This is a genomic window from Shimia haliotis (genome assembly GCF_900114415.1).
In the GTDB taxonomy this organism is placed as follows: Bacteria; Pseudomonadota; Alphaproteobacteria; order Rhodobacterales; family Rhodobacteraceae; genus Shimia; species Shimia haliotis.
In genome coordinates, this window is sequence record NZ_FOSZ01000002.1 from 485,303 (window position 1) to 498,899 (window position 13,597).

A 13,597-nucleotide genomic window follows, 5' to 3' on the forward strand; every position below is an offset into this window, starting at 1 on the left:
CAAGGTGCGCGGCCCCCGCGCACCTTCGCGGCCACCTCAGGCATGGCCGCACAACACCTTGAACAGATCGCTTTTGCGAAACGGCTTGCTCAGAAACGCGTCCATTCCCGCTGCCAGACAATCCTGCGCATCTTTGGGGTGGGCATTTGCCGTCAACGCCACAATCCGCCCCGCGTCTTTGCCGGCCTGTTGCTCAAAGTCGCGAATCCGGCGCGTGGCTTCCAGACCGCCCATGACCGGCATCGACAAATCCATCAGCACAAGATCACAGTCCAGAGCCATATAGGCGTCAAGCGCCGCCGCTCCATTGTCGACCATCACCAGTTCGGCGCCCGTGTTCTCCAACATCTTGCGTACCACCATCTGATTGGTGCGATTGTCTTCAGCAACCAACACGCGCTTGCCCGCAAGTGACGCCGAAGGCACAGAGTCGGCTTGGGCTTGCGCCAGTTCCACTGGGGCGCTGTCCGCGGCGGTCTGCATCACTTCGGGATCGGCCATTTCGCGCCCGATATCGTCATGGGTCTCCAGCGCTGGCAAATTCAGCCGCACAACAAAGGTCGACCCTTCCCCCAGCTGACTGTCTACCGAGATTTCGCCGTTCATCTGCTCCACCAGCGCGCGGGTGATCGCCAACCCAAGGCCGGTGCCCTCGCCGTTTCTCACTTCCGGCCGGTCGACCTGCTCAAAGGCCGAGAAAATATGTGGCAGGTCTTGAGCCGCAATGCCCTGCCCCGTGTCGGTTACGGAAATCTCCAATGGGGTCTCAACCCGGTCCCGCAAATAGCGCACCGCAACTTTCACGCTGCCCGCCTCGGTGAATTTGGCCGCATTCCCCAGCAGGTTGGTCAATATCTGGCGCACGCGCCCACGATCTCCGGCAAACAGGCTGGGCGTTTGCGCGCTATAATCCATCACAAGCTCAACGCCCTTGCGCTCCACTCCGGGGCGCAACAATGTCACGGTCTCCGTCACCACATCGCGCAGGGAAAACGGCGCCTCCTGCAAAGTCAGCTTCTCTGCCTGTATCTTTGAAAAATCCAGAACATCGTTGATGATGTCCAAAAGCGCATTGGCAGAGCTGAAAATCGTGTCTGCATAAAGCGACTGGTTGGCGTCCAGGGCAGTTTCCCGCAACAGCTCGCACATCCCCATGATCCCGTTCATTGGCGTGCGGATTTCATGGCTCATATTGGCAAGAAACTGCTCCTTGGCCCTGCTGGCCGCCTCCGCCTCTTCCTTTGCCAGTTTGGTCAGTTCCAACGCCGCATCCCGCTCCTTTTCCGATGTGATGTCCATCGAGGAGCCAATCAAATGCGTGACATTGCCCTCCGCATCCAGAAACGGCACCAACCTGGTTCGCATGGTGCCAAAGTCCTGCGCAAAGGGAATTGTGACCTCATAGGAAATCGGCCGTCCCGCCTCGACAACCGCTTGATGCTTCTTCAACGCGGCCCGACCGGTCTCACCGCCAAACAGTTCGAGCGCGGTTTTGCCTGGGATCTGTTCCGACGTCAGCCCCGTCCACTCACGCCCCACAGAGTTGATCGAAATATATCGCGGCAATCCGTCCTCCGCGACGCGAATCCAAAAGATCGAAAGCTGTACCGCCTCCATCACGTCGATGGGATCAATAAGAGGTTGTTCGCGCACGATTTTCTCCATCTGCCAAACTCCGGGGGAGAGATGCCCTTAAGACGCTTAAAACCAACAAGTTAGAAAAACCTTTCACAAAGCGCGCGGAGGCGCCTGTTTGCTCTTTTGGCGCTGCCCCCTTTCAATTTGCGACATGCCCCACTATGTAGCGGTTGCTAACGTTTTTCTTTTTCGACCACTGTCTCCCTTCACACGGCGCTCAGTCTCTCGATCCAGACCTACCGCGCCAGGCTGCCGCATCGTGTGGGCAGCATTAAAATTGGAGACTACGGATATGGCCAACGGCACCGTAAAATGGTTCAACTCTACCAAAGGCTTCGGCTTCATCGCACCTGAAGGTGGCAGCAAAGACGTGTTTGTACACATCTCCGCTGTTGAGCGCTCCGGCCTGACTGGCCTGGCAGACAACCAGAAAGTGACCTTTGACGTAGAAGCAGGCCGCGACGGCCGCGAATCTGCGGTAAACATCGAGCTGGCATAAGCCAACACGTGCGCATTGCGCACCACTGATTTGAAAACGGCCCGCCAATCGCGGGCCGTTTTTTTGTCTCTACCCACTAAATGGAATGCACAACCAACCGGAATCCTTCATCCGGTGATGGTGGCACAAAATGCGCTGACAGTTTGTCAAACTGCGCCTCGCTGACCGAGAACGGATGCGCCCCCGACGCATTGCGCGCCGTCAGCCGCGCTTTGCACACCGCATCTGGCACATCCAGATGGTGCAACACCGCCTGCACCTGCGCTTGCCGCGCCAGCCCCAGCATCCACGCGCGGCTCTCTGCTGTGTTGGCCTGAAAGTCCAAAACAACCGTCACCCCTGCCCGAAGCAGGTCCACCACATGCGGCCCCGCCACATCGCGGACTTTCTGCGAACAGCGCACAAAATCCTTCAGCGACGCCATCTGATCCCCAAACAACGCGGCCAGCCACGCATCCTCCGAGATCACAACCGCGCCGGCCGTGCGCACAAGCTGCGCGCACAATGTCGACTTGCCCGCCGCGGGTTTGCCGCACAGCAAATGCAATCGTTCCTCAACCACGCCACGCGCTCCCGACTTGTTCTGCAAAGGCTCCGCTGCGCATCCCGATCCTCACCGCCTCAGGCCCGATAGACCGCAGCCCAACGCTCTATCAGCTTTTGCTGCAGCTTCTTGGACCGGCTGTTGAACGTGCGTGATCCCTTAGGTCTTTCGCGATCCGGGCCGATCAACCGCGCCCGCGCGTCCACATCAGCGCCGAATATTGCAAACGCCAGCTCGGTGTTGTTCGGCCCTGAAATATACCCCGCCAGCGCACTGACAAAATACAGCGTGCCGGTCTTGGCCTTAACCTTGAGCGGATGCGCCTTGTTCACACGCCCGTTTCCATCTCGCAGCGCGATGTCTTTCAAGATTGGTTTCAGCACCTCATGCTGTCCGGCGCGCGCCAGCACCGACGCCAGTTCGTCCGCCCGCATCCGCGACGCCTCGCCCAGCCCCGAGTGATCCACCAGAGCGGCATGGCGCATGCCCAGCGTTTCGGCGGCCCACGCGTTCATCGCATTGGCCGACGCCTTCAGACTGCCCACCTGCGCCCCGCGCGCATGGCTCGCCGCCATGCCGACCATCTCGGCAGTGATGTTGGTTGAATACTTCAACATGCCCTTCAGGATCGTGCGCAAGTCGGGGCTCTGATGCGTCGCCATCACCGTCCCGCGCGGCGCCGATTGTGTGATTTTGGGCGCCTTAAGCTGAATGCCGTGGGACCGTGCCATCGTGCGAAAAACGTCTCCGGCATAAAGCTCGGGCTGTCGCACCGGCAACCACCGCGCCCCGCCATTGGCCAAAGCAGACCGCGCCACGGTCCAGTGATCTTCCTTGCCCACCGCCTTATAGGTGTAGACCGGCAAATCGCGGTTGGAGACTTTCATCTTCGCCACGCTCACCGCTGGGCGATATTTATTTGTGCGCGCGTCCATGGTGGTGACATAGCCACTGGCGCTGCGCTTCCATTCAAAATGCACACGGTTGTAGTTCAGCGAAAGCCCCGACACCGCCGGATTGTATCCCGCATGGTCCGGCTGTTTGCGATCAATGCGCGCCACCTGCGCCATCGCACCGCCCCAGACCAGAAACCGCCCCGAAACGCCCCTCACGCCGGTCGCTTTCAGTGTCCGCGCAAGATCCGCCAACCCGTCGGTGTCCAACGTAGGATCTCCGCCACCACGCAACACCAGATCGCCCTGTACAACACCGTTCTTGATTGGTCCCGTTGCCACTACCTTGGTCTGAAACCGGTGCCCACCACCCAGATAATGCAACGCATAAAGCGCCGTCAGCGCCTTCGCCACACTCGCAGGAGGTTGTGCTGATTGCGCCCCGAAACTCTCCAAGACTTCGCCAGAACCCACGCGCGCCACAGCCACGCTGAGTTTTCCGCTCACTTTGGCGTTCCGCACAAGGGTATCAATGCCCGGCGCACTGACTTTGCCAAGTCCCTTAGGCCGCAGCACAGGCCTCAGGGATTTCGCAGGCGGATTGGCCCATACCGGCGCGGCAAACCCTGCCGCCGCCAAACTCAAAAACGCACGCCTCGAAATACCTTTGGTCATGTGGCCACACTACGCGCGCCCTTGCCCCTGTTTCAAGCGTCTAGACACGCTATTTCCCCTGTTATTTCCGTGAACTGGCGTGCTAGGCCTGCGCCCATGTGGAGATTGCCCGCCCTCATGTTTCTTGCGATGTCGCTGATCCCTGCAGGGGATGCCGCGGGCAAACTCATGACGCAAAACCACGGCCTCAGCCCGCTCTTTGTGGCGTGGTCGCGCTTTGCGCTCGGCGCGCTTCTGGCGCTTCCGCTGGTGCGGGCCGACACGCTCCGCCACATGACCGACTGGCGGATCTGGCTGCGGGCGCTCCTGCTGGTCGGCGGCATCACCTCCATTCAGACCGCGTTGCAACACGCGCCTCTGGCGGATGTCTTTGCTGCCTTCTTCATCGGCCCGATCTTCAGCTTCGCCCTCTCCGCGTTCCTACTTGGCGAGCGTGTTACAGTGCCCCGCGCGGCGCTTATGGGCCTTGGCTTTGTTGGGGTTTTGCTTGTCGTGCGCCCCGCCATCGGCGGCGAGGCCCCGATCCTGACCACAGGCCGCAGCTTTGCCGTGCTGGCAGGCCTGTTTTACGGCGCGTTTCTCACCGCCTCGCGCTGGCTCGCAACCGCCGCCCGTCCGGGAAACCTTCTGTTCACCCAACTCTGCCTCGGAGCTATTGCCCTCACCCCCTTCGCTGTGACCGCAATCCCCGAAATGACCGGTGAAATCGCAGGCCTCACCTTTGCCTCCGCTGCCTTCTCCGGCCTTGGCAACCTGCTCCTGATCTACGCCTACATGCGCGGCAACGCCTCCGAGCTTGCACCCTACGTCTATTTTCAACTCGCCTCAGCGGTCGCGCTTGGCTGGCTCATTTTTGCGGAGTTCCCCGACGCCCTCACATGGGCTGGCCTCGCGCTGATCGCCACGGCTGGCCTCGCCTCCGCCCGCCTGTCGCGTCCCTAGCTCCAGCGCCCCTTGGCGCGGATCTCGGTCGAACTCGCGTCAGTCATCGGCAAGTTCACAAAACACCACGCCGGCGCTTCGCTGCGTCCCAACAGACGCGACGCCCGTGGATGCAAGCGTGCAGGACGCATCACCTGCGCGGCCTTGCCGGTGCGCCCCGCCATCCGGTCCCCCGGACGTGCCAGAACCCCGACCGGCACCCGCGCCATGATCTCGCGCCAATCCTTCCAGCGGTGAAACTGCGCCAGATTGTCCGCACCCATCAACCAGACAAACCGTGTCTCAGGGTTTAACGCCTGCAACGCCATGATGGTCTCGGCCGTATACCGCGTGCCCGCATGGCTCTCAAAATCGCTGATCTTGATGCGCGGATGATCCACCAGCGCCCGCGCCGCCGCCATCCGCCGCCCAAGCGCAGCTGGCCCACGATCCTTGAGCGGATTGCCCGGACTGACCAGCCACCAGACCTCATCCAGCCCGAACCGCTTCATCGCCTCAAGCGTGATATGCACATGCCCGCTGTGAGGCGGATCAAACGATCCTCCCAAAAGGCCGACAACCCGACCGCGCGGCGCATATGGCAAGCCGTTCTGCATAAAGGAGTTTCTTGCCGCGCCTCCGCCCCCTGTCAACCGGCAATTCCGTCTTGACCTCCCCACTTAGTTGACTTATGCAAACTATTAAAGTTGACTAAGGTAAACAAAATGACAATTGATCCGATCACCCGCATCCGCCGCTTTAACCGCGCTGTTGTACGCGAAACCGGCATTCTGGACCAAAGCTATCTGGGTCGTGGCCGCCCTCTTGGCCCTGCCCGCGTGCTGCACGCCATTGGCTCCGACGGTGCCGAGCTCGAAACGATCCGCGCCTATTTGGGGCTCGACAAAACCCTGCTCAGCCGTTTTTTGAAATCGCTGCAAGACGAAGGCATGGTCACTTTGGAAAAAGACGAAACCGATGGCCGCCGCCGCATTGCCAAACTCACCGAAGCAGGCCGCGTTGAATACGCCGCCTACAATGCGCTGTCCGATGCACAGGCCAACGCCACCCTGTCCCGCCACCCCCGCGCCGAGGCCTTGCTCGAGGCCATGGATTTAATCGCCAGCGCCTTGGGCCGCGATGACATCACCTTTGAACAAGTGGATCCGCGCTCGGAAACCGCGCTCTATTGCCTGCATGAATACTACGCCGAACTCGACCGCCGCATCGACATCGGGTTTGACGTGAACCTCTCCGCCGACCCCGACGCCACCGACATGATGGCCCCACGCGGCACCTTCCTTCTGGCCATGTCAGACGGGCTGCCCTTGGGCTGTGTCGGCCTCAAAGGCACCGACAAAGGCTACGCCGAAATCAAACGTCTTTGGATCGCACCCTCCGCGCGCGGTTTGGGTTTGGCCAAACGCATGATGGAACAGGTCGAGGCGGCCGCCCGTGATCTCGGCATCACGCTCTTGCGGCTCGACACCCATGCTGACCTGCCCGAGGCCGTGCGGCTCTATGAAACCTCCGGCTGGACCCGGATCGAACGTTTCAACGACGACCCCTATCCGACGCATTTCTTTGAGAGAGCTGTGTAAAAATACCGCCAAAGCAAAATCACAGATTTTGCCAGCGCCCACTGGCCGACAGGGCATTGTGCAGCAATGTCCCGAAAGGCGAACCGCCCCGTCAAACCGAAGGTTTACCTCTGGCAAAAGCGCGGGCGCTTCGCCCCTCGGGGCGGTCCCTTCATCAACCTCCATTGCCCCTCTCCGCCCACTCCGCTATCACCTCTGCCAACCTAGTTTCCCCATGACGGAGTCGTCCCAATGGCAGCCTATCAATACGTCTACCACATGCAGGGTGTGTCCAAGACCTACCCCGGTGGCAAGAAATGCTTTGAAAACATCCACCTGTCCTTCCTTCCGGGCGTTAAAATCGGCGTGGTCGGCGTCAACGGCGCCGGTAAATCGACCCTGATGAAAATCATGGCCGGTCTAGACAAGGACTTCACCGGTGAAGCGTGGGCAGCAGAAGGCGCCAAGGTCGGCTACCTTCCGCAGGAGCCGAAGCTGGATGAAACCCTCAATGTGCGTGAAAACGTCATGCTGGGTGTGAAGGCCAAGAAAGACATTCTCGACCGCTACAACGAGCTGGCGATGAACTACTCGGACGAAACCGCCGAGGAAATGGCCAAGCTGCAAGACGACATCGACGCCCAAAACCTCTGGGATCTCGACAGCCAGGTCGACATCTCAATGGAGGCCCTGCGCTGTCCGCCCGATGACGCCCGCATCGAAGACCTCTCCGGTGGTGAGGCCCGCCGCGTCGCGCTCTGTAAACTGCTGCTCGAAGCGCCCGATATGCTGCTGCTCGACGAACCCACCAACCACCTCGACGCGGAAACCATCGCTTGGCTGCAACAGCACCTGATCGACTACAAAGGCACCATCCTCTGCGTCACCCACGACCGCTACTTCCTCGACGACATCACCGGTTGGATTCTCGAGCTGGACCGCGGCAAGGGCATTCCTTACGAGGGCAACTATTCCGCATGGCTGGAACAGAAAGCCAAACGTCTGGAGCAGGAAGCCCGCGAGGACAAATCCAAGCAGAAAACGCTGGAGCGCGAACTCGAATGGATGCGTCAGGGTCAGAAAGCCCGCCAAGCCAAATCCAAGGCCCGTATCTCGGCCTATAACGAAATGGCCAACCAGTCCGAGCGCGAAAAAGTTGGCCGCGCCCAGATCGTGATCCCCAACGGCCCGCGTCTTGGCTCCAAAGTGATCGAGGTCTCCGGCCTCTCCAAACACTACGGCGACAAGCAACTGATCGAGAACCTCGAATTCTCCCTGCCGCCGGGCGGCATCGTCGGCGTGATCGGCCCCAACGGCGCCGGTAAATCCACGCTCTTCAAAATGCTGACCGGTCAGGAACAGCCCGACGAGGGCTCCGTGGAATATGGCGACACCGTCAAACTGTCCTACGTCGACCAAAGCCGCGACGACCTGAACGACAAAGACACCGTTTGGGAAGCGATCTCCGGCGGCGCGGAAATCATCGAACTGGGCGACGCTCAGGTCAACTCCCGCGCCTATTGCTCATCGTTCAACTTCAAAGGCGGCGATCAGCAAAAACCGCTGAACCTGCTGTCGGGTGGTGAACGCAACCGTGTCCACATGGCGCGCCTGCTCAAGGAAGGCGGCAACGTGCTGCTGCTGGATGAGCCGACCAACGATCTGGACGTGGAAACCCTCCGCGCGCTCGAAGACGCGCTGGTCGATTTCGCGGGCTGCGCCGTGGTGATCTCCCACGACCGCTTCTTCCTCGACCGCATCTGCACCCACATGCTCGCTTTTGAGGGCGACGCCCATGTGGAATGGTTCGAAGGCAACTTTGAGGACTACGAAGAAGACAAGAAACGCCGTTTGGGGGCTGATGCGCTCGAGCCCAAACGTCTGAAGCACAAAAAGTTCACTCGCTAACGCGAGTGAGCTTTTTGGGATTCCGTTTGGGGTCAAGGAGTGCGTGGCAGGGTTTTGGCGCAGCCAATAACCCGTACGCACCTCGGTGAGGCAGCACGTGATCGCTGAGTGACCCAAAAACACCCGCGTCCCGGCGCGGGTGTTTTTTTCACCAACCCACATTTCTCCACCCCAAAGCCCGCAAAGCGGGCTTACGCGTCCGATCCGCCCCCACGGGCGGGCGCGTTCGGTTCCGCCCTCGGTTCAGACGCGCATATCTTCTCCGCCGCAGTTCATACAACATTTTGCGACACCCACCCCATTCACCACAAATTATATGTGCGACAAGTTCTCGCATCCAGAGAATCACGTTAGACCATATGCAGGGTTTCTCGATCTACAGCTCCAGCAGCGGCCCCACAGCAGGCGATTTATGCTGAGTACGAACTACCGCTGGAAAGGTGACAGGGAAACTCTATTTGCAGCGAATGCCGGATCCAGCATGATTTGGCTAAGCTGCCCCAACAACGCACGCTGTTGGACAAGCATCGAACGGGATCCCTGAGTGATCATAGGGAATTCCACAAGCCGTCAACGTAATGGCGGGATATAAACTGAGCGTCTTTTAACGTTCATCCGGATGAACATCGCCGGAGGCTTAGGCCAATGCGGTTATCATTCAAATTGGAAGGGCGAGTTTCATACGCCGATATCATCGGCACCGTGGCACTCATTCTAACAATCATAGGACTTTTTCTGTGATGTTGGGCGGCGGCAACGCCGCCCTTCCTAGTTTTTCCTCACTTCAAAGTCTCCAACGCAGGCCAACACGTCAGTTCCAAAACGCCATATCGCCCTCAATCCGGCCGAAACACGCCACCCCCACACCCAAACCGGCAACCTCCTGCCACTCCCCCCACCTCGGCACAGCCTCGCCTCGCCAGCGCCCCATTTCCGCCCTATTTCAGGATCAGAGTTAACGGGTGCAATCACCCAAAGGCGGAGTCCCTCCAATGGCCCTGATCCTGTTCTTTGTCGGAAGTTTCCTCGGCCTCATCGTGGCCGCGGTACAAACGCTGTTCCACGGCGCCTCGCTTTGGCAGGCCTTCGGCACCTATTGCACATTTTCGCTCGTCATCCCCTTCTTCGTCGGCCTACTGGCCTATGCTCTGCATAACCTGCGCAAAGCCCATCAGGACGAAGACTCGGCCTATGGCATGAACGAGGCCTGATCCGCCAACCGCGCGTCGATCGCCCGATCAAGCCGCACCTCTTCGGAAATTTTCATCTGAACCCATGTCGCCAACAACCGGTTGATGCGCGCGTGATACCCCTTGCCCATGGCGCGGTAGAATTTTGCCACCGACCGATCCAGATAGAGCGTCACCTTCTCCTTGGGCTCCTCCACATCCAGATCAAGCTCCAGCGTGTGCCACGCCTCCGGCACATCCTCGCGCAGCGCTGCACTTAGCCAGTTTTCGGAATTCAGCACCAGCAAATTGCGCGCCAGCTTCTCGCGGGCAAGCCGTTGGGTTTTGGTTCGGGGGCGTGGTGTGGCCATGGCAAAATCTCCTTTGCCCAACACCCTGCCATTGCCCCGTTAACCATACGTCACAGCATCGCGCGGCCACACCGACGCAATACCGACAAAATACCGACGCGTTGCAGACAGCCGTTTTCAGCCTGGCCAGGACTCATCCTCGGGCGGAACCGGACGCGGGTTTCCATCCTCGTCGATCGCCACATAGGTGAACACCGCTTCGGTCACTTTCTCATAGACTCCGCGCCGGTGCCGGAACGCCCAGGCCTCGATCCGCACCGCCATCGAGCTCCGACCGATCCGCTCCACCCAAGCCCAGACACACAGAATATTTCCAACTTTCACCGGCCGGATAAACTTCATCGCATCCACCGCAACAGTGGCCACGCGCCCCTTGGCCCGCTGACCGGCCACGATGCCGGAAGCGGAATCCATCTGGCTCAGAACCCAGCCCCCGAAGATGTCCCCGTTGATGTTCACATCCCTTGGCATCGCCGACACACGCAACGTCGCCTCACCGTCGGGCCGCTTCTCGTCCAGTTGCTCAACCATGGTCATTCCTTTCGATCTTGTTGCCCTATCGTAACCCTCTGGCCTCGCACGCGAAAGCTGTTAGAACCACGCATAGCAGGGAGTGACCATGTCCAGTTTCGACATCATCATTATCGGCGCCGGTCCCGCAGGCAGCGCCGCCGCCGTCTGGGCCGCCAAAGGCGGGGCGCGGGTTGCCTTGATCGACAAGGCCACCTTCCCTCGCAACAAGCTGTGCGGCGGCCTTTTTACCGAGCGCAGCCGCACCTACTATCAAGAGATTTTCGGGCAGGATTTCGACCTCTCCCGCGCTGTCACCCGCACTGATATCGCCTTTTGGCACGACGGCGCGGAACTGGCAGTCCTGAACGATGTCCCGCCGCTGCACCTGACCATGAGGCTGGATCTGGACGCCACCCTGTTTGGTCACGCGCTGGCCGCAGGCGCGGTCAACTTCTCTGGACGCGCGATCTCTCAAATCACTGACAAATCGGTGTCTTTTAAGGACGGAGAGACACTTGACGCACCAATTTTGATTGGCGCGGATGGCGTTAATTCCATCGTTGCCAAGCACCTCTTTGGCTCCGCTTTTGACACCCAAACCATCGGGTTCGGTCTTGAAATCGAGGTTCCGTCAGAGACCCAGGCACCGGAGCAACATCCCCTTCGCATCGATTTCGGAGTGGCCACTTGGGGCTATGGCTGGTCCTTCCCCAAGCGCCACTCCACCACCGTTGGCGTGGGCGGGCTGCGCGCGCCCAATCCCGACATGAAAGGCCACATGCGGCGCTATGTTGAGACGCTGGGGTTGGATCCTGACGCGATCAAATTCAAAGGCCATCACCTCCCCTTCGGCGACTTCCGCCCCACGCCCGGGCGGGCCAATATTCTCCTCGCCGGAGATGCGGCAGGTCTGGTCGATCCCATCACCGGTGAAGGCATTGCTTTCGCCATGAAAAGCGGACAGATCGCGGCGCAATCCGCGCTGGATGCGCTGGCCGCGAATGCCCCCGACACCGCGCTTGTCCGGCATCAGAAAGGGCTGCGCGAGATTCACAAGAATCTGCGCATCGCCCGCACCCTACGGCGCATCATTTTCGCACCGCGCTGGCAAGGCACCTTCACCCGAACCTTCCGTCGTTCCGGCACCGTGCGCGTCATGTACATGCGCCTTCTGGCTGGCGAACTTGAATATCCAGAGCTGGCGCGCAGCGTTCTCGCCCGCCTGCCCCGCTATCTGCTCAACCGGTTCAGAACCTGATTTGCGGCTCAAACCGACCGTTTCACCCAGTTAACGATTGCCGATTTGGGCATCGCACCGGCCTGCCGCGCGCGCTCTTTACCATTTGCAAAGGCGGCCAGTGTAGGAATCCCCTTGATGCGATATTTTGCACCCGCGTTTTTGTGCGCCTCGGTGTTCAACTTCACCATCCGCACCGTACCTTTAAACTCCTGCGCTGCCGCCTGATACTGCGGCGCCATTTGTTTGCACGGCCCGCACCACGGCGCCCAGAAATCCACCACCAGCGGCACGTCATCCGTTCGGGTCGCCTTCTCGAACGTGGCAAGGTCAACCTCCGCGACTTTGCCACTCATCAACCCCGCGCCGCAGGTGCCGCATTTCGGCTCCGCGCCAAGTTTGTCATAGGGCACGCGATTGATCTGGCCACAGTCAAAACAGGTGAGTTTTTTGCCGCTCATAGGCCTCGTCCTTTTCTCACATTCCGCCTGTCATATATATTCGTCGCCACAAATGTGAAGTCCGCATCGGCAATGAAAAAGGCCGGACGTGACGTCCGGCCTTCCCCACTCAGGTCTGATTTCTAAAATCAGTTCAATGCTTTGTCGGTGATCGCGTGGGTCCACGCGCCTTCCGGCATCTTGGTGATGACAGGATCGGAACCACCGGACATCAGGCTGCCCACGGTGCGCTCATAGTCCGCCGGATCAAGCGCGCCGTTGGACCCTGCGGTCAGCTTGGCAACTTCACCCATCATGCGGATCTGGTGCTCTTCGGTCTGCGCGCCAGTTGCGTCATTGTCCAGAACAATCATCGCCGCATCTTCGGGGTTCGCTTCGGCCCACTTCCAGCCTTTCATGGACGCGCGCACGAAACGCACCATCTTGTCCTCAAACGCCGGATCGGACAGGTTTTCTTCCATCACATACATGCCGTCTTCCAGCGTTGCGACGCCCTGATCCTCATATTTGAACACCACCAGATCGTCGGGGCTCAGGCCCGCATCGATGATCTGCCAGTATTCGTTATAGGTCATGGTCGACACGCAAGCCGCTTGGCCTTGCAGGATCGGATCAACGTTAAAGCCTTGCTTCAGAACGGTGACACCACCATCAGAACCGTCGGTTGCCAGGCCTAGTTTGCTCATCCAGCTCAAGAACGGATATTCGTTGCCAAAGAACCAGACGCCCAAGGTTTTGCCCGCGAAATCCTCGGGGGAGGAAATGCCCGCATCTTTGCGGCAAGTCAGCATCATGCCAGAGCTTTTAAACGGCTGTGCGATGTTCACCAGCGCCAGACCTTTTTCGCGGCTCGCCAGAGCGGACGGCATCCAGTCCAGAACCACGTCTGCACCGCCACCCGCGATCACCTGAGCGGGCGCAATGTCAGGGCCGCCCGGCTTGATCGTCACGTTCAGGCCTTCTTCTTCGTAAAAGCCTTTGTCTTGTGCCACATAATAGCCCGCGAACTGAGCTTGCGTGACCCACTTAAGTTGCAGCGTCACATCGTCTGCGGCCTGTGCAACACCCGCGGCCAGTACCGCTGCGCTGGCGAGGGCTGTTTTGATAAATGTTTTCATTTTCAGTCTCCTAGCTGTTGTTTTGATTGTTTTTGTTTTTGCGCCGTCTTTTTGCGACGCCTTTTTAACA

Annotated in this window: 14 protein-coding genes; 6 read left to right on the forward strand and 8 right to left on the reverse strand. The window is 59.6% G+C overall.

Going from position 1 to position 13,597, the window contains the following annotated elements:
- Positions 1-36: 36 nt before the first annotated feature.
- Positions 37-1,653, reverse strand: coding sequence for an ATP-binding protein (locus tag BM069_RS07770; RefSeq protein ID WP_244503561.1), 1,617 nt, complete (start codon positions 1,651-1,653; stop codon positions 37-39).
- Between the two features lie 277 nt (positions 1,654-1,930).
- On the opposite strand from BM069_RS07770, the gene BM069_RS07775 reads away from it, so the two are divergent.
- Entirely contained in the window at positions 1,931-2,137 is a 207-nt protein-coding gene (locus tag BM069_RS07775) for a cold-shock protein (protein ID WP_093322523.1), read from the forward strand.
- Between the two features lie 76 nt (positions 2,138-2,213).
- On the opposite strand, the gene BM069_RS07780 is transcribed toward BM069_RS07775, so the two are convergent.
- Positions 2,214-2,699 (reverse strand): P-loop nucleotide/nucleoside kinase family protein, encoded by a 486-nt coding sequence (locus tag BM069_RS07780; protein ID WP_244503562.1) that lies wholly within the window; start codon positions 2,697-2,699, stop codon positions 2,214-2,216.
- Positions 2,700-2,758: 59 nt separating this feature from the next.
- Complete coding sequence (gene dacB / locus BM069_RS07785; protein WP_093322525.1) at positions 2,759-4,249, reverse strand: D-alanyl-D-alanine carboxypeptidase/D-alanyl-D-alanine endopeptidase; 1,491 nt, start codon at positions 4,247-4,249, stop codon at positions 2,759-2,761.
- A 96-nt stretch (positions 4,250-4,345) separates the two neighbouring features.
- Here dacB and BM069_RS07790 point away from each other — a divergent pair, with 96 nt between their 5' ends.
- Positions 4,346-5,191: a DMT family transporter gene (locus BM069_RS07790; RefSeq protein ID WP_093322528.1), complete on the forward strand. Its 846-nt coding sequence runs from the start codon at positions 4,346-4,348 to the stop codon at positions 5,189-5,191.
- On the opposite strand, the gene BM069_RS07795 is transcribed toward BM069_RS07790, so the two are convergent.
- Positions 5,188-5,787 carry a nicotinate-nucleotide adenylyltransferase gene (locus BM069_RS07795; RefSeq protein ID WP_093322531.1) on the reverse strand — a complete coding sequence of 200 codons (600 nt, stop codon included), beginning with the start codon at positions 5,785-5,787 and terminating at the stop codon, positions 5,188-5,190. The genes BM069_RS07790 and BM069_RS07795 overlap by 4 nt on opposite strands.
- Positions 5,788-5,895: 108 nt before the next feature.
- Here BM069_RS07795 and BM069_RS07800 point away from each other — a divergent pair, with 108 nt between their 5' ends.
- The 3 genes from BM069_RS07800 (at position 5,896) to BM069_RS07810 (ending at position 9,869) form a co-directional block, all read left to right on the forward strand.
- On the forward strand, positions 5,896-6,771 hold the full coding sequence (locus tag BM069_RS07800; protein WP_093322533.1) for a helix-turn-helix domain-containing GNAT family N-acetyltransferase: 876 nt from the start codon (positions 5,896-5,898) through the stop codon (positions 6,769-6,771).
- 231 nt (positions 6,772-7,002) lie between these two features.
- Positions 7,003-8,658: an energy-dependent translational throttle protein EttA gene (gene ettA / locus BM069_RS07805; protein WP_093322535.1), complete on the forward strand. Its 1,656-nt coding sequence runs from the start codon at positions 7,003-7,005 to the stop codon at positions 8,656-8,658.
- A gap of 992 nt (positions 8,659-9,650) precedes the next feature.
- Positions 9,651-9,869 (forward strand): hypothetical protein, encoded by a 219-nt coding sequence (locus BM069_RS07810; RefSeq protein ID WP_093322537.1) that lies wholly within the window; start codon positions 9,651-9,653, stop codon positions 9,867-9,869.
- Here BM069_RS07810 and BM069_RS07815 read toward each other — a convergent pair.
- The gene (locus BM069_RS07815) at positions 9,848-10,198 is read right to left on the reverse strand and encodes a BrnA antitoxin family protein (protein ID WP_093322862.1); all 351 of its coding nucleotides are present in this window, start codon (positions 10,196-10,198) and stop codon (positions 9,848-9,850) included. The two genes, BM069_RS07810 and BM069_RS07815, sit on opposite strands and share 22 nt — an antisense overlap.
- 117 nt (positions 10,199-10,315) lie before the next feature.
- Complete coding sequence (locus tag BM069_RS07820; protein ID WP_212611520.1) at positions 10,316-10,729, reverse strand: acyl-CoA thioesterase; 414 nt, start codon at positions 10,727-10,729, stop codon at positions 10,316-10,318.
- A gap of 88 nt (positions 10,730-10,817) precedes the next feature.
- Between BM069_RS07820 and BM069_RS07825 the strand changes: the two genes are divergently transcribed.
- On the forward strand, positions 10,818-11,969 hold the full coding sequence (locus tag BM069_RS07825; RefSeq protein ID WP_093322543.1) for a geranylgeranyl reductase family protein: 1,152 nt from the start codon (positions 10,818-10,820) through the stop codon (positions 11,967-11,969).
- 8 nt (positions 11,970-11,977) lie between these two features.
- Here the strand turns inward: BM069_RS07825 and trxC are convergent, their stop codons facing one another.
- The gene (trxC, locus tag BM069_RS07830; RefSeq protein WP_093322545.1) at positions 11,978-12,409 is read right to left on the reverse strand and encodes a thioredoxin TrxC; all 432 of its coding nucleotides are present in this window, start codon (positions 12,407-12,409) and stop codon (positions 11,978-11,980) included.
- A gap of 128 nt (positions 12,410-12,537) precedes the next feature.
- Complete coding sequence (locus BM069_RS07835) at positions 12,538-13,527, reverse strand: ABC transporter substrate-binding protein (RefSeq protein ID WP_093322548.1); 990 nt, start codon at positions 13,525-13,527, stop codon at positions 12,538-12,540.
- Positions 13,528-13,597 lie beyond the last annotated feature (70 nt).

What these genes read in the sequence shown, in the direction of transcription:
- BM069_RS07790 (WP_093322528.1), top strand. Translation starts at nt 4,346, where the DNA reads ATGTGGAGATTGCCCGCCCTCATGTTTCTTGCGATGTCGCTGATCCCT.
- BM069_RS07800 (WP_093322533.1), top strand. Translation starts at nt 5,896, where the DNA reads ATGACAATTGATCCGATCACCCGCATCCGCCGCTTTAACCGCGCTGTT.
- ettA (WP_093322535.1), top strand. Translation starts at nt 7,003, where the DNA reads ATGGCAGCCTATCAATACGTCTACCACATGCAGGGTGTGTCCAAGACC.
- BM069_RS07825 (WP_093322543.1), top strand. Translation starts at nt 10,818, where the DNA reads ATGTCCAGTTTCGACATCATCATTATCGGCGCCGGTCCCGCAGGCAGC.
- dacB (WP_093322525.1), bottom strand. Translation starts at nt 4,249, where the DNA reads ATGACCAAAGGTATTTCGAGGCGTGCGTTTTTGAGTTTGGCGGCGGCA.
- BM069_RS07820 (WP_212611520.1), bottom strand. Translation starts at nt 10,729, where the DNA reads ATGGTTGAGCAACTGGACGAGAAGCGGCCCGACGGTGAGGCGACGTTG.
- BM069_RS07815 (WP_093322862.1), bottom strand. Translation starts at nt 10,198, where the DNA reads ATGGCCACACCACGCCCCCGAACCAAAACCCAACGGCTTGCCCGCGAG.
- BM069_RS07810 (WP_093322537.1), top strand. Translation starts at nt 9,651, where the DNA reads ATGGCCCTGATCCTGTTCTTTGTCGGAAGTTTCCTCGGCCTCATCGTG.
- BM069_RS07795 (WP_093322531.1), bottom strand. Translation starts at nt 5,787, where the DNA reads ATGCAGAACGGCTTGCCATATGCGCCGCGCGGTCGGGTTGTCGGCCTT.
- BM069_RS07775 (WP_093322523.1), top strand. Translation starts at nt 1,931, where the DNA reads ATGGCCAACGGCACCGTAAAATGGTTCAACTCTACCAAAGGCTTCGGC.
- trxC (WP_093322545.1), bottom strand. Translation starts at nt 12,409, where the DNA reads ATGAGCGGCAAAAAACTCACCTGTTTTGACTGTGGCCAGATCAATCGC.
- BM069_RS07835 (WP_093322548.1), bottom strand. Translation starts at nt 13,527, where the DNA reads ATGAAAACATTTATCAAAACAGCCCTCGCCAGCGCAGCGGTACTGGCC.